At 61.9% G+C, this 5,727-nt stretch carries 7 protein-coding genes; 5 read left to right on the plus strand and 2 right to left on the minus strand.

What is annotated here, in order from left to right:
* Positions 1-197 precede the first annotated feature (197 nt).
* From VFL62_RS07275 to VFL62_RS07295, 5 genes are all read left to right on the plus strand, one after another.
* Positions 198-728, plus strand: coding sequence for a DedA family protein (locus VFL62_RS07275; RefSeq protein ID WP_325171693.1), 531 nt, complete (start codon positions 198-200; stop codon positions 726-728).
* A 342-nt stretch (positions 729-1,070) separates the two neighbouring features.
* Positions 1,071-1,739, plus strand: a complete 669-nt coding sequence (locus VFL62_RS07280; protein ID WP_325171694.1) for an FMN-binding negative transcriptional regulator — start codon at positions 1,071-1,073, stop codon at positions 1,737-1,739.
* Positions 1,736-2,716, plus strand: a complete 981-nt coding sequence (argC, locus tag VFL62_RS07285) for an N-acetyl-gamma-glutamyl-phosphate reductase (protein WP_325171695.1) — start codon at positions 1,736-1,738, stop codon at positions 2,714-2,716. Before VFL62_RS07280 ends, argC (VFL62_RS07285) begins: the two co-directional genes overlap by 4 nt.
* A 211-nt stretch (positions 2,717-2,927) precedes the next feature.
* On the plus strand, positions 2,928-3,974 hold the full coding sequence (gene argC / locus VFL62_RS07290; protein ID WP_325171696.1) for an N-acetyl-gamma-glutamyl-phosphate reductase: 1,047 nt from the start codon (positions 2,928-2,930) through the stop codon (positions 3,972-3,974).
* A 12-nt stretch (positions 3,975-3,986) separates the two neighbouring features.
* Complete coding sequence (locus VFL62_RS07295; protein ID WP_325171697.1) at positions 3,987-4,574, plus strand: class I SAM-dependent methyltransferase; 588 nt, start codon at positions 3,987-3,989, stop codon at positions 4,572-4,574.
* Between the two features lie 21 nt (positions 4,575-4,595).
* On the opposite strand, the gene VFL62_RS07300 is transcribed toward VFL62_RS07295, so the two are convergent.
* Both VFL62_RS07300 and VFL62_RS07305 read right to left on the minus strand, forming a co-directional pair.
* Positions 4,596-4,994 carry an MAPEG family protein gene (locus tag VFL62_RS07300; RefSeq protein WP_325171698.1) on the minus strand — a complete coding sequence of 133 codons (399 nt, stop codon included), beginning with the start codon at positions 4,992-4,994 and terminating at the stop codon, positions 4,596-4,598.
* Positions 4,995-5,067: 73 nt separating this feature from the next.
* Positions 5,068-5,727 (minus strand): PHA/PHB synthase family protein (locus VFL62_RS07305; protein ID WP_414644636.1); only part of this gene is annotated, 660 nt, incomplete at its 5' end.

Raw genomic sequence — 5,727 nt, forward strand, 5'->3', positions numbered from 1 at the left:
ATGCCGAGTACCAGAATCGTGACCGCTACGCGCATCATCAGCGAACTAATCATGTGTCTGGCCCCCCGCTCGATTCGCCCGCATTGAAACAGAGGCTTTGCCCCTTGCCTTGGCAGCTATTGTGACTTGATGTTGCTGATCGGGCCAGCTTAAACGGCCAGTTTAGACGGGATAACTGCCGGGAAGGGCCCTCTGGAATGGAAGAATATACGCGCGCGCTGGCCGAATTCGTGCGCGACCATCAGGCCTGGGCCGCGCCGATCGTCCTGCTGCTGGCGTTTGGCGAGTCGCTGGCCTTCATTTCGCTGCTGATTCCGGCCTGGGGCGCGCTGGTGGCGATCGGCGCCTTGATCGGGGTCAGCGGCATCAGCTTCTGGCCGCTATGTATCGCCGGTGGCATCGGAGCTGCGCTCGGTGATTGGGTGTCGTACTGGTTCGGCTACAAATACAAGGAACACGTCGCGCAGATGTGGCCGCTGTCGCGATATCCTGAGATTTTGCCGCGCGGCGAGGCCTTCGTGAAGTCCTGGGGCGTGCCGAGCATTTTCATCGGGCGGTTTTTCGGTCCGCTGCGTGCCTCGGTGCCGCTCGCGGCCGGGATCTTCGAGATGCCGTATTGGCAATTCCAGATCGCCAATTTCGTGTCAGCGTTAATTTGGTCGGGGGCGCTGTTGTTGTTCGGCGATGTCATCGCCGAGATCGCCGAATGGCTGTGGCGGGCGGTTTGACGGCCTCATCTCTCGTCACTCCGGAATGGCCCAAAGGGCCAGGCCCGGAATCCATCGAACGGCGCGGCAAGGCGGAGAATGGATTCGGGGCTCGCTCGCTTCCCTCGCGCCCTGCAATGACGACGGCGGTCTCTTGACGCCGGCCCGCGACGGCCCTATAGCCGCGCACCATGATCAACGCCGTGACCCAATTTGTCGCCCGTCGCCGCCGCCGCGTTTTCGCGGTTTGGGCGGTCGTTCGCGTTTAGATCACCGCCTTTGCCGCCGGCTTCGATCCGCGGCATTCTCTCCTGTCAGCGTATCTGATCCCGGCGGCTCCTAGGTCAAAGCAGGAGTTCGAAGATGTATGCGCCTCCGTCATTCAAGCAGGATCACGCCGCAAGCCTCAAATTTGCTGAGGAGCGCGGATTCGGCATCATCTGTGGCTGGAATGGCGCGCGGCCGATCGCCTCGCTATTGCCGTTCTATTTGAGCCATGCCGCCGACGGCACGCCTGAGGTCCTGTTTCACCTCGCCCGTCATAATCCGCTGGTGAAACTCGCCGACGGTCAGGCATCGTGGCTACTCGCGGTCAATGGTCCCGATGCCTATGTATCGGCCGACTGGTACGTCTCGCCGGATCAGGTGCCGACCTGGCTCTACCAGTCGGTCCATCTGACCGGGACCGTGCGGGTGCTGTCGGAGGACGAACTCGCGGCTCAGGTTGATGCGCTCAGCGCCAAGTTCGAGAATTGGCTGTTGCCCAAGAAGCCCTGGACCTCGGCCAAGATGACGCCGGCAAGGCTAGAGGCAATGAGGAAAGCAATTGTCGGGCTCGTGATGACGGTGGAAGAGGTGGAAGGAAGCTTCAAGCTCAACCAGCACAAATCCGAAGCCGACTATGCGGCGGTGGCCGGTGCATTGCAGCGGCGACCCGACACAGGTTCGCAACAGGTTGCTGATCTGATGCGAAAGACGAGACCCGAGGCATTCGCCGACGCAACCGAGAAGCCCGAAGGGAACGTTCCATGAGCCTTTCCGATACCAAAGAAAACCAGATCTCAGGCAGCGCGACCAAGCCCGCGGTGTTCGTGGACGGCGGCTCGGGAACGACCGGGCTTGGCATCAACGAGCGGCTGCGGCTGCAGAACGATGTGGTCGTCAAGACCATTGACGATGACAAGCGCAAGGATGCTTCCGCCAAGCGCGCGCTGATGGAGGAGGTCGATCTCGTGATCCTCTGCCTGCCGGATGAGGCGGCAAAGGAGACCGTCGCGCTGATCGACAGCATGGGCGCGGCTGCGCCCAAGATCCTCGACGCCTCGACGGCGTTTCGTGTCGCGCCCGATTGGGCCTATGGTTTCCCGGAACTCGCCGCGGATCAGGCGGAGAAGATTCGCAAAGCGCGAAAGGTCGCCAATCCCGGCTGCTATCCGACCGGCGCGATCGCGCTGTTGCGCCCGGTCGTCGATGCCGGCCTGCTGCCTGCTGACTATCCCGTCACCGTCAATGCGGTGAGTGGCTATTCCGGCGGCGGCAAGTCCATGATCGCAAGCTTCGAGGACGGCAGCGCGCCCTCGTTCTTCCTTTATGGTCTCGGCTTCGAGCACAAGCACCTGCCGGAAATGCAGCTTTACTCCGGCCTGACGCGTCGGCCGATCTTTGTGCCTTCGGTCGGCAATTTCCGGCAAGGCATGTTGGTCTCGGTGCCGTTGCAGCTCGATGCATTGCCGGGAAAAGTTGGTGGTGCCGACCTGCACGCCGCCCTGAGCCAGCGCTATGCCGGCAGCCGCTATGTTTCGGTGATGCCGCTCAAGAACGAGGTGACCAGGACCGGCCGGCTGGAGCCCGAAGCGCTCAACGACACCAATCAGCTCGAGCTTTATGTCTTTGCCAGCGACAGGCATCGCCAGGCGGTTCTGGTCGCGCGGCTCGACAATCTCGGCAAGGGTGCCTCAGGCGCGGCCGTGCAGAACATGCGTTTGATGCTCGGTTTGCCGGACGCGTAAGCGACAGGCGGTCGTATAGGCCGCGGTCCAGTTCTGTTGCCGCGCCGTGGAATCCGGCGCGGTCAGGTCAGCACAATTCCAGAATCGACCGTGCCGGCTAACCCAGGGGGCTGCCAAAGCGCGCCGCCGCTTTCGGGCGGATCGGATGACCGATGTGCGAAGCCGGTTGCAAACATTCGAGAACGATATTTAAGCCTCAAGGAAACGGGTTATGAGCACGAAGAAAGTCGCGGTCCTCGGCGCGTCCGGCTACACCGGCTCTGACGCGGTCCGTCTGCTCGCTCGGCATCCGAGCGTCGAGATTTCCGCGCTCACCGCCAATTCCCATGCCGGTAAGCCCATGAGCGAGGTGTTTCCGCATTTCCACTCGCTCGATCTGCCAGTTCTAAGTGAATGGGAAGCAGTCGATTGGACGAAGCAGGATGCGGTGGTCTGCGGTTTGCCGCACGGCACCACGCAGGAAATCATTGCTGCGGTGATGAACGCCAATCCACAAATCAAGGTGCTCGACATGTCGGCGGATTTCCGGCTGCGTGATGAGGCCGCTTACGCCCATTGGTATGGCCATGCGCATCGCGCGTTGCATCTGCAGGACGAGGCCGTTTATGGACTCACGGAGTTCTATCGCGAGAAGATCGCCGCCGCGCGCCTGGTGGCCTGCCCGGGCTGCTATCCGACCGCGGTGCTGCTCGCATTGTTGCCGCTGGTGAAGGCCGGTCTCCTCGACGCGCATGATCTTGTCATCGACGCCAAGTCGGGGGTCACCGGCTCGGGCCGCGGGCTGAAACTGGCCTCGCTGTTCTCCGAGGCCGGCGAGGGATTGTCGCCCTATTCGATCGGCACGCACCGGCATTCAGCGGAGATCGAGCAGGAAATCGGCCGCGTCACAGGCTCGGCCGTGACAGTCAACTTTACGCCGCATCTCATACCGATGGCGCGGGGCGAACTCTGCACATGCTATGTCAGGCTCAACGGCGTCACGGTCGACGAACTGCGAGCGACGCTGGAGCAAACCTATCGGGACGAGCCGTTCGTGCATGTGACGAAAAGCGGTGTGGTACCGCGGACTCAGAACGTCCGAGGTTCGAACCACGTGCAGATCGGGGTATTTCCAGATCGCATCAAGGGTCGCGCCATCGTGATTGCAACGCTGGACAATCTGGTGAAAGGTTCGGCGGGGCAGGCGATCCAGAACATGAATTTGATGTTTGGCTGGCCTGAGGCAACAGGCCTCGAGCAGATCGCGCTGTTTCCGTAACGGGGGCCAACTGTGGACGAAGCCACGCTGGAATTTTACCGCCGCAATGCGCAATCCTATGCGGCGTGGGCGAAGGGACCGTCAACGCGGCTGAGCGGCTTCCTCGGGTTGTTGCCGCCGGGCGCCTCCATTCTTGAACTTGGCTGCGGCGCCGGCAATCACGCCGCCGAAATGCTGGCGCGCGGCTTCGTCGTGCGCGCCACCGACGGCTCGCCGGAGATGGCCGAGATCGCATCGCGCCGGCTCAATCATCCCGTCGCGACGATGCGTTTCGACGAACTCGACGATCGAGAAGCGTTCGACGGGGTTTGGGCCAGCGCCTGCCTGCTGCACGTGCCAAAACGCGAACTCGCCGGAATCCTGGCGCGCATTCACCGCGCGCTGAAAGCCGGCGGCGTGTTCTATGCAAGCTACAAGGCCGGCGAGGGCGATGGCCGGGATTCAATCGGCCGCTACTACAACTATGTCTCGGCGGATTGGCTTCGCGCGACCTATGCCGACGCCGGCGCGTGGCAGACGATCAGCTTCGACACCAACGAGATCAAGAGTTTCGACGAGACGCCGGCGACGCTGCTGCATCTCGTCATGCGCAAGGCCTGAAATCGGGCCGGGGGGACGCGCTCAGACGATCTTGAAGATCGCGAGCGCCAGCACGACCTGGGCGAAGAAGCCGACGCAAAACGCCAGCGTACGGAATACCGGCAGCCCCATCGTGTAGACGATGAGATGCGCCACGCGCGCCCAGAAATAGACCGCCGTCGCATACACGGTCCATTTCGTCGAGTAGTCGAGTTCGGCGAGGATCAGGACCAGCGGCGCAAACACAACGAGATTTTCCACCGCATTGTCGTGCGCGAACATCAGCCGCGTCGCCCATTCCGCATGCGGCTTGTCGTTGCGGGACGGATTGGCCATTGAACCGGCGAGGCCGCGAACTGCGACGCGGTTAAGCGTGTAGGGAACCCACAACAAGCCCGTCAAAATGACCGTCAAGGTCAGCCAGAACAATTCAGGCGTCATCAGTCCAGGCGTCATGGTTTCCCCCTGCTACGTACAAATCGATGCTGCTTATACCCGAACCGGGTCAGTTGCGCTACGCGCGGACCCGCACATAGCTGCCGGGCGCATCCTCGATCGGCGGCAGCGCCGCGGTGCCGACTTCGCGGGCGGCAACCTGCTCCGGATCGATCTGCTCGAGCCATTGCCGCCAGTCGGGCCACCACGAACCCTTGTGCTCCTCGGCGCCTTTGATCCAGTCGGCGAGTGTGACGTCCTTGATGTTGTCGTTGGTCCAGTACTGATATTTGCCCGCCGATGGCGGATTGACGACACCGGCGATATGTCCGGAACCCGACAGCACATATTTGACGGGGCCACCGAAGAATTGCGAGCCGTAAAGCACGGAATCAGCGGGCGCGATGTGATCTTCGCGGGTGGCGAGGTTGTAGACCGGTACCTTGACCTTCGACAGATCGAGCAGAGTGTTGTCGAGCACCATGCTTCCCGTCGAGAGCCGGTTCTCCAGATAGCAGTTGCGCAGGTAATAGGAGTGGTTTGCCGCCGGCATCCGCGTGGCGTCCGAATTCCAGTGCAAGAGATCGAACGATGATGGCGTCTTGCCCTTCAGATAGTTGCTGACGACGTAGGACCAGATCAGGTCGTTGGATCGCAGCATGTTGAAGGCCATCGCCATCTTGGCGCCCTCGAGCACGCCAGACGCTCTCATGTCGCGCTCGATCGCGGAAATCTGCTC

This window comes from Bradyrhizobium sp. (assembly GCF_035701725.1).
GTDB lineage: Bacteria > Pseudomonadota > Alphaproteobacteria > Rhizobiales > Xanthobacteraceae > Bradyrhizobium.

What these genes read in the sequence shown, in the direction of transcription:
- VFL62_RS07275 (WP_325171693.1), top strand. Translation starts at nt 198, where the DNA reads ATGGAAGAATATACGCGCGCGCTGGCCGAATTCGTGCGCGACCATCAG.
- VFL62_RS07280 (WP_325171694.1), top strand. Translation starts at nt 1,071, where the DNA reads ATGTATGCGCCTCCGTCATTCAAGCAGGATCACGCCGCAAGCCTCAAA.
- argC (WP_325171695.1), top strand. Translation starts at nt 1,736, where the DNA reads ATGAGCCTTTCCGATACCAAAGAAAACCAGATCTCAGGCAGCGCGACC.
- argC (WP_325171696.1), top strand. Translation starts at nt 2,928, where the DNA reads ATGAGCACGAAGAAAGTCGCGGTCCTCGGCGCGTCCGGCTACACCGGC.
- VFL62_RS07300 (WP_325171698.1), bottom strand. Translation starts at nt 4,994, where the DNA reads ATGACGCCTGAATTGTTCTGGCTGACCTTGACGGTCATTTTGACGGGC.